Origin of the sequence: Kitasatospora sp. NPDC004615 (assembly GCF_042873545.1) — a bacterium.
In the GTDB taxonomy this organism is placed as follows: Bacteria; Actinomycetota; Actinomycetes; order Streptomycetales; family Streptomycetaceae; genus Kitasatospora.
In genome coordinates this window covers 196,358-208,730 of the sequence record NZ_JBIALQ010000009.1, presented here as the reverse complement: position 1 = coordinate 208,730, position 12,373 = coordinate 196,358, and the positions used below count along the sequence as shown (strand labels likewise).

At 70.5% G+C, this 12,373-nt stretch carries 11 protein-coding genes; 6 read left to right on the top strand and 5 right to left on the bottom strand.

The window, feature by feature from the left end; genetic code table 11:
• Positions 1-172 precede the first annotated feature (172 nt).
• The 5 genes from gap (at position 173) to ACFYS8_RS29085 (ending at position 4,122) form a co-directional block, all read left to right on the top strand.
• Positions 173-1,180 carry a type I glyceraldehyde-3-phosphate dehydrogenase gene (gap, locus tag ACFYS8_RS29105; protein WP_387646436.1) on the top strand — a complete coding sequence of 336 codons (1,008 nt, stop codon included), beginning with the start codon at positions 173-175 and terminating at the stop codon, positions 1,178-1,180.
• Positions 1,181-1,338: 158 nt separating this feature from the next.
• Complete coding sequence (locus ACFYS8_RS29100; protein WP_387646433.1) at positions 1,339-2,544, top strand: phosphoglycerate kinase; 1,206 nt, start codon at positions 1,339-1,341, stop codon at positions 2,542-2,544.
• A gap of 7 nt (positions 2,545-2,551) precedes the next feature.
• Complete coding sequence (gene tpiA, locus ACFYS8_RS29095) at positions 2,552-3,337, top strand: triose-phosphate isomerase (protein WP_387646431.1); 786 nt, start codon at positions 2,552-2,554, stop codon at positions 3,335-3,337.
• A gap of 88 nt (positions 3,338-3,425) precedes the next feature.
• The gene (gene secG, locus ACFYS8_RS29090; RefSeq protein WP_387646428.1) at positions 3,426-3,659 is read left to right on the top strand and encodes a preprotein translocase subunit SecG; all 234 of its coding nucleotides are present in this window, start codon (positions 3,426-3,428) and stop codon (positions 3,657-3,659) included.
• Between the two features lie 127 nt (positions 3,660-3,786).
• Positions 3,787-4,122 (top strand): RNA polymerase-binding protein RbpA, encoded by a 336-nt coding sequence (locus tag ACFYS8_RS29085; protein WP_073814874.1) that lies wholly within the window; start codon positions 3,787-3,789, stop codon positions 4,120-4,122.
• A gap of 159 nt (positions 4,123-4,281) precedes the next feature.
• Here ACFYS8_RS29085 and pgl read toward each other — a convergent pair whose 3' ends face one another.
• From pgl to tkt, 5 genes are all read right to left on the bottom strand, one after another.
• Complete coding sequence (gene pgl, locus ACFYS8_RS29080) at positions 4,282-5,019, bottom strand: 6-phosphogluconolactonase (protein WP_387646424.1); 738 nt, start codon at positions 5,017-5,019, stop codon at positions 4,282-4,284.
• Positions 5,016-6,071 carry a glucose-6-phosphate dehydrogenase assembly protein OpcA gene (opcA, locus tag ACFYS8_RS29075; RefSeq protein ID WP_387646422.1) on the bottom strand — a complete coding sequence of 352 codons (1,056 nt, stop codon included), beginning with the start codon at positions 6,069-6,071 and terminating at the stop codon, positions 5,016-5,018. The genes pgl and opcA overlap by 4 nt, the downstream gene beginning before the upstream one ends.
• Positions 6,068-7,627, bottom strand: a complete 1,560-nt coding sequence (gene zwf, locus ACFYS8_RS29070; RefSeq protein WP_387646672.1) for a glucose-6-phosphate dehydrogenase — start codon at positions 7,625-7,627, stop codon at positions 6,068-6,070. Before zwf ends, opcA begins: the two co-directional genes overlap by 4 nt.
• Before the next feature lie 68 nt (positions 7,628-7,695).
• Positions 7,696-8,829, bottom strand: a complete 1,134-nt coding sequence (gene tal / locus ACFYS8_RS29065; RefSeq protein WP_387646419.1) for a transaldolase — start codon at positions 8,827-8,829, stop codon at positions 7,696-7,698.
• Positions 8,830-8,926: 97 nt separating this feature from the next.
• Entirely contained in the window at positions 8,927-11,023 is a 2,097-nt protein-coding gene (gene tkt, locus ACFYS8_RS29060; protein WP_387646418.1) for a transketolase, read from the bottom strand.
• 402 nt (positions 11,024-11,425) lie between these two features.
• Between tkt and ACFYS8_RS29055 the strand changes: the two genes are divergently transcribed.
• On the top strand, positions 11,426-12,367 hold the full coding sequence (locus ACFYS8_RS29055) for a heme o synthase (protein WP_387646669.1): 942 nt from the start codon (positions 11,426-11,428) through the stop codon (positions 12,365-12,367).
• Positions 12,368-12,373 lie beyond the last annotated feature (6 nt).

Here is a 12,373-nt window from a genome sequence, read left to right as displayed (position 1 = left end):
GCCGCGGACAGGCTCGCACGCCCCTTTTCGGCCATCTGGGCCCTCGCGGCCTACCGGTGAGGCGATGTGCCTTGCCACACTTGGGGGAGGTAGGGTCAGCACTGGTCGGGGAAAACCCAAAATTTCACCCCCGTCGGGCTCCGGCCCGGCGTACCTAAGAGGAGATCGGTTCGTGACGATCCGGGTAGGCATCAACGGGTTCGGCCGCATCGGCCGCAACTTCTTCCGTGCGGTCAAGGCCCAGGGCGCGGACATCGAGATCGTCGGTGTCAACGACCTGACGGACACCAAGACGCTCGCTCACCTGCTCAAGTACGACACCACCCTCGGTACCTTCCCCGGTGAGGTCTCGCACACCGAGGACAGCATCACCGTCGACGGCCACACCTTCAAGGTCACCGCCGAGCGTGACCCGGCCAACCTCCCCTGGGCCGCGCTGGGCGCCGACATCGTCGTCGAGTCCACCGGAATCTTCACCAAGGCCGAGGGTGCGAAGAAGCACCTGGCGGCCGGTGCGAAGAAGGTCATCATCTCGGCGCCCGCCTCCGGCGAGGACATCACCATCGTGCTGGGCGTCAACGACGGCAAGTACGACGCCGCCGCGCACCACATCATCTCGAACGCCTCCTGCACCACCAACTGCGTGGCGCCGATGGCGAAGGTGCTGGACGAGAACTTCGGCATCGTCAAGGGTCTGATGACCACCGTGCACGCCTTCACCAACGACCAGGTCACCCTGGACTTCCCACACCGGGACCTGCGCCGCGCCCGCGCCGCCTCGCAGAACATCATTCCGACCTCGACCGGCGCCGCCAAGGCCACCGCCCTGGTGCTGCCGCAGCTGAAGGGCAAGCTGGACGGCACCTCGCTGCGCGTCCCGGTCCCGACCGGCTCCATCACCGACCTGGTGGTCACCCTGGAGCGCGAGGTCACCAAGGACGAGGTCAACGCCGCGTTCCAGAAGGCCGCCCAGGAGGGCTCGCTGAAGGGCATCCTGGCGTACACCGAAGACCCGATCGTGTCCTCGGACATCGTGAACGACCCGCACTCCTGCATCTTCGACTCCCAGCTGACGATGGTTCAGGGGAACCAGGTCAAGGTGCTCGGCTGGTACGACAACGAGTTCGGCTACTCGAACCGCCTCGTCGACCTGGTCGCCATCATCGGCGAGCAGCTCTGACTCCCAGCGGTAGCTGACGTGACGTAAGGGGCAGGGCCCGGACGGCTGTCATCGCCGACCGGGCCCTGCCGCTGCGCCCACCTCGTCCGTCCTACCCATTCCGGTGACGCACTGCGCCGTGTCGCCGTCTGCCGATCCATCCATCGAGGAGCAAGACCGTGAAGACGATCGAAGACCTGGAGGTCTCGGGCAAGCGGGTGTTCGTCCGCGCCGACCTCAACGTGCCGCTGTCCGGTGACACCATCACCGACGACGGCCGGATCCGCGCCGTCGCGCCGACCATCGCCAAGCTCGTCGAGCGCGGCGCCCGGGTGGTCGTCGCCTCGCACCTGGGCCGCCCGAAGGGCGAGCCGGACCCGAAGTTCTCTCTCGCGCCGGTGGCGGTCCGCCTCGGCGAGATCCTCGGCCGCCCGGTGAGCTTCGCCACCGACACGGTCGGGGACAGCGCGAAGGCCACCGTCGCCGCACTCGGCGACGGCGAGGTCACGCTGCTGGAGAACCTGCGCTTCAACGCCGGCGAGACCTCCAAGGACGACGCCGAGCGCGGCGCGTTCGCCGACCAGCTGGCCGCCCTGGCGGACCTGTACGTCGGCGACGGCTTCGGTGCGGTGCACCGCAAGCACGCCTCCGTCTACGACCTGCCGGCCCGCCTGCCGCACGCCGTCGGCGACCTGATCGCCACCGAGGTGGGCGTGCTCAAGCGCCTCACCGAGGACGTGGCCCGCCCGTACGTGGTGGTGCTCGGCGGCTCCAAGGTCTCCGACAAGGTCGGCGTGATCGAGAACCTGCTCGGCAAGGCCGACCGGATCCTGATCGGCGGCGGCATGATGTACACCTTCATCGCCGCCCAGGGCCACGGCGTCGGCAACTCGCTGCTCCAGGAGGACCAGATCCCGGTCGTCCAGGACTACCTGAAGCGCGGCGCCGAGCAGGGCGTGGAGTTCGTGATCCCGCTGGACACCGCGGTGTCCGGCTCGTTCCCGGACGTCAAGACCGGTGCCCCGGTGGACGACTTCGCGGTGGTCGACGTGGACGCCATCCCGGACGGCGCGCTGGGCCTGGACATCGGCCCGAAGACCGCGCAGCTGTTCGCGGAGAAGATCGCCGACGCGAAGACCGTGTTCTGGAACGGCCCGATGGGCGTGTTCGAGCACCCGGCGTTCGCGGACGGCACCCGGGCCGTGGCCCAGGCGCTGATCGACTCCGAGGCGTTCACGGTGGTCGGCGGCGGAGACTCGGCGGCAGCGGTGCGCACCCTCGGGTTCGACGAGGCGAAGTTCGGACACATCTCGACCGGCGGTGGCGCGAGCCTCGAGTACCTGGAGGGCAAGACCCTCCCCGGTCTCGCCGCCCTGGAGGACTGAGAAAGACATGACTGAGCGTCTCCCGCTGATGGCGGGCAACTGGAAGATGAACCTCGACCACCTCGAGGCCATCCAGCACACCCAGAAGCTGGCGTTCTCGCTGGCCGACAAGGACTACAAGGCCGTCGAGGTCGCCGTCCTGGTGCCGTTCACCGACCTGCGCTCCGTGCAGACCCTGGTCGACGGCGACAAGCTGAAGCTCAAGTACGGCTCGCAGGACATCTCGCAGCACGACGGCGGCGCCTACACCGGTGAGGTGTCCGGCCCGATGCTGGCGAAGCTGAAGTGCACCTACGCGGTGATCGGCCACTCCGAGCGCCGCCAGTACCACGGCGAGAACGAGGAGATCGTCAACGCCAAGGTGAAGGCCGCCTACCGCAGCGGGGTCACCCCGATCCTGTGCATCGGCGAGCCGCTGGAGATCCGCAAGGCCGGCACCCACGTCGCGTACACCCTCGCGCAGCTGGACGGCGCGCTGGACGGCGTTCCGGCCGGCGACGCGGAGAGCATCGTGGTCGCGTACGAGCCGGTCTGGGCGATCGGCACCGGCGAGGTTGCCACCCCCGAGGACGCGCAGGAGGTGTGCGGCGCGATCCGGGCCCGGCTCGGCGAGCTGTACGGCACCGATCTGGCCGACAAGGTCCGCGTCCTGTACGGCGGTTCGGTGAAGTCCTCGTCGGCGGCCGGCCTGATGGCGAAGCCCGACATCGACGGCGGACTGATCGGCGGCGCCTCGCTGGACGCCGAGGAGTTCGTCAAGATCGTGCGGTACCGTGACCAGGCAGTAGGCTAACGCCGCCGCAGCAACGTAGGCTTTGGGGCCGGACCGCGTGGAGCGGGCCCGGCCCCTTCGCCGAAGATTCGAGAGAGTTGGTCCCGTCGTGGTTCTCGGGTTCGAGATTGCTCTGATCATTCTCAGTGTGCTGATGATCATGCTGGTCCTGCTGCACAAGGGCAAGGGCGGCGGCCTGTCCGACATGTTCGGCGGCGGCGCGATGTCCACCGGCGGCGGCTCCGCGGTGGCCGAGCGCAACCTCGACCGCATCACCATCGTGATCGGCCTGGCCTGGTTCGCCTGCATCATCGTGCTCGGCCTGCTGCTGAAGAGCAGCTGACACCGACAACTGACGTGAAGTCGGCGGCGATGGTGGCACAGCCTTAACCGCCGCTTACACTAGGACGACTTCGCCACCGTCCGCCCAGCCGCGGCCGGACGGCACCAGCACGCAGGGGAGTCAGACCGTGGCAAGTGGCAACGCGATCCGAGGCAGCAGAGTCGGTGCCGGCCCGATGGGAGAAGCGGAGCGCGGCGAGTCCGCCCCCCGCAACCGGATCTCCTTCTGGTGCGCCAACAAGCATGAGACGCGCCCCAGTTTCGCCGCGGAGGCGGCCATCCCGGACACCTGGGACTGCCCCCGCTGCGGGTTCCCGGCCGGCCAGGACGAGCACAACCCGCCCGCCCCGGCCCGCAACGAGCCCTACAAGACCCACCTCGCGTACGTGCGGGAGCGTCGGACGGACGCGGACGGCGAGGCGATTCTCGCTGAGGCGCTGGCCAAGCTGCGTGGCGAGATCTGAGCCGTACGGCAACGCGAAAGCCGCCCACCTGGGGAGTTCTCCGGGTGGGCGGCTTTCTGTTGGTCCCGTTCCCCTGCGCGCAGTTCCCCGCGCCCCTGACGGGGCGCGGAGGTTGGGCGCTGGTTCTACGTGCCCCTGACGGGGTGCGGTGATGGGGTGTCAGGTGAGCTTGCCGGCGGCGGTGGTGTCGAGGAACCAGAGGGTTCGGGTGGTTCCGGTGACGGCGCCGGCGGGGGCTGTTTCGGGGGTGGGGGTGGTGCGGGCCAGGGCTACGGCGTCGGCCTTGTCGGGGCCGGCGGCGAGGAGCCAGACCTGGTGGGCGGTGCGGAGCGCGGGGAGGGTGAGGGAGATGCGGGTGGGGGGCGGCTTGGGGGAGTCGTGGACGGCGATCACGGTGCCCTCGGTCTGCTTGACCCCGGGGTGGCCGGGGAACAGCGAGGCGACGTGCGCGTCCGGGCCGACGCCGAGCAGCAGGACGTCGAAGACCGGCAGGTCCGCGCCGTTGGGGGCGGCCGCGCGGAGTTCGGCGGCGTACCGGGCGGCGGCGTCCTCGGGGGAGGAGCCGTCGTCGGCGGGCATCTCGTGCACCCGGGCGCCGAGCGGCCGGACGGCGTCCAGGAACGCGGCGGCCTGTACGGCGTTGCGTTCCGGGTCGCCGGCCGGCAGGTAGCGCTCGTCGCCCCACCACAGGTCGACCTGTGCCCAGTTCACCGCGTCGCGCGCCGGGTGGGCGGCGAGTGCGGCGAGCAGGGCGTTGCCGTTGCGGCCGCCGGTGAGCACCACGTGGGCGGAGCCGTGGGCGGCCTGCGCGTCGACCACGGTGGTGATCAGCCGGGCGGCGACCGCCTCGGCCAGCACCGTCGGGTCGCGGTGGACCAGGACCGTCTCGGTGCTCACTGGGCGCTCCGCTTGCGGGTGGTGGCCTTCTTGGCGGCGACGGGCTCCTCGGGCTCGTCGGCCGTCTGCTCCGCGGCGTGCCCCTCGACAGTGCCGCCGGGGCCCGCGTGCTCGACTCCGGCGATCCGCTCGCGCAGCCGGTCCACGGGGGTGCGGACGGCGGTGGCGTAGATGTCGTCGGGGTCGAGGCGGCGCAGTTCCTCGGCGATCAGTTCGGCGGTGTCGCGGCGCTTGAGCGCGACCATGCGGTCGGGCGCGCCGGGCATCGACAGGGTGCCGAGCAGGCCGTCGGGGCGGTCCAGGACGATGTTGCCGTCCTTGGTGCGCAGCGTGACGGAGGTGATGCCGGGGCCGCCGGTGACGACCCGTTCGACCGGCACCCGCAGGCGGTTGTGCAGCCACAGGCCGAGCAGTTCGACGCTGGGGTTGTACGACTCGCCCTCGACCACCGCGGCGGTGATGGTGACGTCGCGCTGGTCGAGCGCGGCGGCCAGCATCGAGCGCCAGCCGGTGATCCGGGTCCACGCCAGGTCGGTGTCGCCGGGGGTGTAGCCGGCGGCCCGCTGGGCGAGCTGGCCGACCGGCGACTCGGCGGTCACCGCGTCGGTGATCCGGCGCTGGGCGAGCGCGCCCAGCGGGTCCTGGGCGGGGTTGAGCGGCGCGTTGTCCGGCCACCAGACCACCACGGGGGCGTCGGGCAGCAGCAGCGGCAGCACCACGGACTGGGCGTGCGAGGCGAGTTCGCCGTGCATGCGCAGGATGACGGTCTCGCCGCTGCCGGCGTCGCTGCCGACCAGGATCTCCGCGTCCAGCCGGGTCTCGGCCCGGGCGCGGGGCGAGCGGCCGGCCCGCTTGATGACGGCCAGGGTCCGCGAGGGGTGCTCGCGGGAGGCGTCGTTGGCGGCCTTCAGGGCGTCGTAGGCGCTGCCCTCGTCGGTCACGATGACCAGGGTCAGCACCATGCCGGCGGCGGTCGAACCGCTGGCCCGGCGGGCGTCCATCAGGGCAGCGTTGATCCTGCTCGACGTGGTGTTCGTCAGGTCGATCTTCATGGCCGGCGCCAGCTCCTGCCGTCTCGTGCGAGCATCTCGTCCGCCTCGACCGGGCCCCAGGTGCCGGCCGGGTACTCCGCGGGCTTGCCGTTGGCGTCCCAGTACTGCTCGATCGGGTCGAGGATCTGCCAGGACAGCTCGACCTCCTGGTGCCGGGGGAAGAGGTTGGCGTCGCCCAGCAGGACGTCCAGGATGAGGCGCTCGTACGCCTCGGGGCTGGACTCGGTGAACGATTCGCCGTACGCGAAGTCCATGGTGACGTCGCGGACCTCCAGCGCGGTGCCGGGGACCTTCGAGCCGAAGCGCACGGTGACACCCTCGTCCGGCTGGACGCGGATCACCAGGGCGTTCTGGCCGAGCTCCTCGGTGGCGTAGGAGTCGAACGGCAGGTACGGGGCACGCTGGAAGACCACCGCGATCTCGGTAACCCGGCGGCCCAGCCGCTTGCCGGTGCGCAGGTAGAACGGCACGCCCGCCCAGCGCCGGTTGTTGATCTCCAGCTTGATGGCCGCGTAGGTGTCGGTCTTGGACTCGGGGTTGATGCCGTCCTCGTCCAGGTAGCCGCGCACCTCCTCGCCGCCCTGCCAGCCGGAGGTGTACTGGCCGCGCACGGTGTGCTTGCCCAGGTCGGCGGGGAGCTTGACGGCGCTGAGCACCTTCAGCTTCTCGGCGACCAGCGCCTTCGGGTGGAAGGACGCCGGCTCCTCGATGGCGGTCAGCGCCATCAGCTGGAGCAGGTGGTTCTGGATGACGTCACGGGCCGACCCGATGCCGTCGTAGTAGCCGGCGCGGCCGCCGATGCCGATGTCCTCGGCCATGGTGATCTGCACGTGGTCGACGTACGACCGGTTCCAGATCGGCTCGAACATCTGGTTGGCGAAACGCAGCGCCAGGATGTTCTGGACGGTCTCCTTGCCCAGGTAGTGGTCGATCCGGAAGACCTCGTCACGCGGGAAGACCTCGTGGACGATCCGGTTCAGCTCCTGGGCGCTCTCCAGGTTGTGGCCGAACGGCTTCTCGATGACCGCGCGCCGCCAGGAACCCGGCGCCGGGTCGGTCAGGCCGTGCTTCTTCAGCTGCTGGACCACGGTGGGGAAGAACTTCGGCGGCACCGACAGGTAGAACGCGAAGTTGCCGCTGGTGCCCTGCGCCTGGTCGAGTTCCTCGATGGTGCGGCGCAGGGTGGCGAAGGCGTCGTCGTCGCCGAAGTCGCCCTGGACGAAGCGCATGCCCTTGGCGAGCTGCTGCCAGACCTCCTCGCGGAAGGGGGTGCGCGCGTGCTCCTTGACGGCGTCGTGCACCACCTGCGCGAAGTCCTCGTCGGCCCACTCGCGCCGGGCGAAGCCGATCAGCGAGAAGCCCGGCGGCAGCAGGCCGCGGTTGGCGAGGTCGTAGACGGCCGGCATCAGCTTCTTGCGCGACAGGTCACCGGTGACGCCGAAGATCACCAGGCCGGACGGGCCGGCGATCCTCGGGAGCCGGCGGTCGGCAGGGTCCCGCAGCGGGTTGACGGGCTGGTCGGGGGTGTCTCCCCCGACCGGCTCCGTGCCCTCCACGTCCGGGTACGGCTGGGTGTTGCTCACTGTGGTGTGCTCCGCTTTCCGTTCGGTTTCGTGAGCGGGAGTCAGTTGTCGCCGTGCGACTGGAGCGCGGCGGTGACGGTGTCGAGCAGCTCGTTCCAGGAGACCTCGAACTTCTGCACGCCCTCCTCCTCCAGCACCCGCACGACGTCGTCGTAGTCCACGCCGGCCGCGGCGATCGCGTCCAGCACGGCCTTGGCGTCCGCGTAGTTCGGGGTGATGGTGTCGCCGGTGATGACGCCGTGGTCGTCGGTGGCGTCCAGGGTGGCCTCGGGCATGGTGTTGACGGTGCCGGGGGCGACCAGCTCGGTCACGTACAGGGTGTCCGGCAGGCTCGGGTCCTTCACGCCGGTGGACGCCCACAGCGGGCGCTGCGGCTTGGCGCCGGCCGCCTCCAGGGCCGCCCAGCGGGCCGAGGCGGGCTTGCTGCCGTCGACCGAGCCGTACACCTCCTCGTACGCCTGGTAGGCGAGGCGGGCGTTGGCCAGCGCGGCCTTGGAACGCAGGTCCTTGGCCTCGCCGCCGAGCGCGTCCAGGCGCTTGTCGATCTCGGTGTCCACCCGGGAGACGAAGAACGAGGCGACCGACTCGACCTGTGAGAGGTCCAGGCCGGCGGCCTTGGCCTGCTCCAGGCCGGTCAGGTGGGCGTCGATGACGGCCTTGTAGCGCTCCAGCGAGAAGATCAGCGTGACGTTGACGCTGATGCCCTTGGCGAGCACCGCGCTGATCGCGGGCAGGCCGGCCAGCGTGGCGGGGATCTTGATCAGCACGTTCGGGCGGTCGACCAGCCACCACAGCTGCTTGGCCTCGGCGATGGTCGCGGCGGTCTCGTGGGCCAGGCGCGGGTCGACCTCGATGGAGACCCGGCCGTCACGGCCGTTGGAGGCGTCGTACACCGGGCGCAGCACGTCGGCGGCGTCGCGGACGTCCGAGGTGGTGATCATGCGGACGGCCTCGTCGGTGGTGACCTTGCGCACCGCGAGGTCCTCCAGCTGGCGGTTGTAGGCGCCGTTGCCGGCGATCGCCTTCTGGAAGATGGTCGGGTTGGTGGTGACGCCGACGACGTGCTTCTCCTGCACCAGCTCGGCCAGGTTGCCCGAGTTCAGGCGCTCCCGGCTGAGGTCGTCCAGCCAGATCGCCACGCCTTCTTCGCTGAGGCGGTTCAATGCGTCGGTCATGGTGCTTCAGTCCCTCTTCTTCTGTTCTTCGTACGTCTGCGGTGGAGTCCGGGGGCCCGGCCCGGGGGAGTGCGGTCCCCCGGGCCGGGTGTGACCGCTAGCGGGAGACGGCCTCGACCGTGCGCAGCGAGGCGCGGGCCGCGTTGGCGACGGCGTCCGCGGTGATGCCGAACTCCTGGTAGAGCACCTTGTAGTCGGCGGAGGCGCCGAAGTGCTCCAGGCTGATGATCCGGCCGGCGTCGCCGACCAGCTCGCGCCAGCCCTGGGCGATACCCGCCTCGACCGAGACCCGGGCCCGGACGTTCGGCGGCAGCACGCTGTCGCGGTACGCCTGGTCCTGCTCGTTGAACCACTCCACCGACGGCATCGACACCACGCGGGTCGGGGTGCCCTCGGCCTGCAGCGCCTCGCGGGCCTGCATCGCCAGTTGCACCTCGGAGCCGGTGCCGAGCAGGATCACCTTGGGCTCGCCGCCCTCGGCCTCGGCCAGCACGTAGCCGCCCTTGGCCGCGCCCTCGGCGGAGCCGAACACCTCGCGGTCGAAGGTCGGCACGCCCTGCCGGGTCAGCACCAGGCCGACCGGGCCGGGGTGGCTGGTCTGCCGCTCCAGGACGGTGCGCCACACCACGGCGGTCTCGTTGGCGTCCGCCGGGCGGACCACCGCGAGGCCCGGGATGGCCCGCAGCGCGGCCAGGTGCTCGACCGGCTGGTGGGTCGGGCCGTCCTCGCCGAGGCCGATCGAGTCGTGCGTCCAGACGTAGACCACCGGCAGCTTCATCAGCGCGGCGAGCCGGACCGCGGGGCGCATGTAGTCGGAGAACACCAGGAAGGTGCCGCCGTAGATGCGGGTGCGGCCGTGCAGCGAGATGCCGTTCATCACGGAGCCCATGGCGTGCTCGCGGATGCCGTAGTGGACGGTGCGGCCGTACGGCGAGGCGCTCTTGAGCGAGTTGCCCTCCGGAAGGAAGGAGGACTCCTCGTCGATGGTGGTCAGGTTCGACTCGGCGAGGTCCGCGGAGCCGCCCCACAGTTCGGGGATCAGCTTGCCGACGGCCTTCAGGGTGTCGCCGGAGGCCTTGCGGGTGGCGACGTCCTTGCCGGCCGGGAAGACCGGCAGGGCCTTCTCCCAGCCGTCGGGCAGTTCGCCGATCTGGATCCGGTCGAACTCGGCGGCGCGCTGCGGGTTGGCGGCGCGCCACTCGCGCAGCTGCTCTTCCCAAGCGGTGCGGGCGGCCTGGCCGCGCTGCACGACCTCGCGGGCGTGCGCGACGACCTGGTCGGTCACCTCGAAGGTCTTCTGCGGGTCGAAGCCCAGCACCTTCTTGGTGGCGGCGATCTCGGCGTCGCCGAGGGCCGAGCCGTGCGCCTTGGCGGTGTCCTGGGCGTTCGGCGCGGGCCAGGCGATGATGGTGCGCATCGCGATGATCGACGGCTTGCCGGTCTCCGCCTTGGCGGCCTCCAGCGCGGCGGCCAGCGCGACCACGTCGATGTCGCCGTCCGACTTCGGGACGACCCGCTGGACGTGCCAGCCGTACGCCTCGTAGCGGGCCAGCACGTCCTCGGAGAACGCGGTGGCGGTGTCGCCCTCGATGGAGATGTGGTTGTCGTCGTACAGCGCGACCAGGTTGCCCAGCTTCTGGTGGCCGGCCAGCGAGGACGCCTCGGCGGAGATGCCCTCCTGGAGGTCGCCGTCGGAGACGATCGCCCAGATGGTGTGGTCGAACGGCGAGGTGCCGGCCGGCGCGTCCGGGTCGAACAGGCCGCGCTCGTAGCGGGCGGCCATCGCCATGCCGACCGCGTTGCCGATGCCCTGGCCCAGCGGGCCGGTGGTGGTCTCGACGCCGGCCGTGTGGCCGTGCTCGGGGTGGCCCGGGGTGCGGCTGCCCGCGACCCGGAAGGCCTTCAGGTCGTCCAGCGACAGTCCGTAACCGGACAGGAACAGCTGGGTGTACAGCGTGAGGGAGGTGTGCCCCGGCGAGAGCACGAAGCGGTCGCGGCCGACCCAGGTCGGGTCGGTCGGGTCGTGGCGCAGGAAGCGCTGGAAGATGAGGTAGGCCGCGGGGGCCAGCGACATGGCGGTGCCGGGGTGCCCGTTCCCCACCTTCTGCACGGCGTCCATGGCCAGGACCCGGGCCGTGTCAACGGCCCGCTGGTCCAGCTCGCTCCACTCGAATACGTTCGGCGTCGTGCTCACCCTGACTCAGGGCTCCTTCCGGATTTTTGTAGAAGTGTCACCCCGTGAAGGGGACCGGTCGGCCACGCCGCTGTGGCTGGTGCCGATCACGGAGGGTTGATCCCGCTTCTCTGTGCGAGCCTACCGTTTGCGGGGCACCTCACCCTGCGTGCCGGGCAACCAGGAACTGCGGCGTCGCATTCCCCTGTCGGGGCGTCAACTGCTCTGTCCTACATTCACCCGTCCGGGGAGGGTTTGCCCGCCCGAGGCGTAAGACGCGCATGCGCACGGCTCGCCGGGGGACCCCGGGGCGGATCGGGAGATATGGAGCGTCTATCGTTGCGTGGTACGCGCAGCGCGGACGGTGGGCACCCTGCGGGTTCTCCGGGCGCCTGTGGAAGTTCATCGACTGTTGAGGTGTCCGTGACCGCCGTCGAATCCCGCCCCGCCGGGGTGGTAGGGACGAGCACCGCGCGCCGGCCGTTCGGGGCCCGCATCGGGGCTTTCGTCGCCCTCACCAAACCCCGGATCATCGAGCTGCTGCTGATCTCCACGGTGCCGGTGATGTTCCTGGCCCAGGGCGGTGTGCCCAACCTGTGGCGGGTGCTCGCGGTGGTGGTCGGTGGATACCTGTCCGCCGGCGGCGCCAACGCGCTCAACATGTACATCGACCGCGACATCGACGCGGTGATGTCCCGCACCGAGCGGCGCCCGATCGTCACCGGCATGGTCTCGCCGCGCGAGGCGCTGGTCTTCGGCATCTCGCTGGCCGTGATCTCCACCGTCTGGCTCGGCCTCCTGGTCAACTGGCTGTCCTCGGCGCTGGCCGGCACCGCGCTGCTGTTCTACGTGTTCGTCTACACGCTGGGCCTCAAGCGCCGCACCGCGCAGAACATCGTCTGGGGCGGCATCGCCGGCTGCATGCCGGTGTTCGTCGGCTGGGCGTCCGTCACCAACTCGCTGTCCTGGTCGGCGCTGCTGCTGTTCCTGGTGGTCTTCTTCTGGACGCCGCCGCACACCTGGGTGCTGTCGATGAAGGTCCGCGACGACTACGCCCGGGCCGGCGTGCCGATGCTGCCGGTGATCCGCGGCAACATCGGCGTCGCCAAGCAGGTCGTCATCTACTCCTGGGTGATGGTGGCGACCTCGATGCTGCTGTGGCCGGTCGCGCACACCAGCTGGCTGTACCCGATCACCGCCGGCGTGCTCGGCGTGCTGTGGATGAAGGAGGCGTACGCGCTCCAGTCGCGCGCCAAGGCCGGCATCGTGGGCGCCAAGCTCAAGGAGATGCGGCTGTTCCACTGGTCGATCACGTACCTGACGCTGCTGTTCCTGGAAGTCGCGATCGACCCGTTCGTGGGCTGACACCCC

What these genes read in the sequence shown, in the direction of transcription:
- tpiA (WP_387646431.1), top strand. Translation starts at nt 2,552, where the DNA reads ATGACTGAGCGTCTCCCGCTGATGGCGGGCAACTGGAAGATGAACCTC.
- opcA (WP_387646422.1), bottom strand. Translation starts at nt 6,071, where the DNA reads ATGAAGATCGACCTGACGAACACCACGTCGAGCAGGATCAACGCTGCC.
- tal (WP_387646419.1), bottom strand. Translation starts at nt 8,829, where the DNA reads ATGACCGACGCATTGAACCGCCTCAGCGAAGAAGGCGTGGCGATCTGG.